This window comes from Psychrobacter sp. TB55-MNA-CIBAN-0194 (genome assembly GCF_040309505.1).
GTDB lineage: Bacteria > Pseudomonadota > Gammaproteobacteria > Pseudomonadales > Moraxellaceae > Psychrobacter > Psychrobacter fozii.
Genome location: NZ_JBEOOW010000616.1, coordinates 1 through 248, shown reverse-complemented (window position 1 = coordinate 248; position 248 = coordinate 1). Strand labels below are relative to the sequence as shown.

Annotated in this window: 1 protein-coding gene; it reads right to left on the bottom strand. The window is 46.0% G+C overall.

Annotated elements, in window-relative coordinates:
- Positions 1-248, bottom strand: a 248-nt coding sequence (locus AAEY75_RS16485; protein ID WP_352260239.1) for a type 2 periplasmic-binding domain-containing protein, incomplete at both ends; no start/stop codon positions are given.

The window sequence follows — 248 nt, the reverse complement described above, 5'->3', positions numbered from 1 at the left end:
ACCGGACGTCGAGCTGAGCCATTCAATCGCTGGCAGTTTATCCGATATCATGGCATCGACGCGACCAGCACCCAAATCTAAAAACGCATTACTTAATGTATCATATAGCTTCATATCCGCTTTTGGATAAGTGTTTTCTAGCCACTGTGATGAGATGGTGGAGCGCTGAGCGGCGATAGAATGGGCATTAATATCAGTCACCTTAGCAGGGTCAAAGGTGCTGTCTTTTTTGGCTAAAAACACTAGCG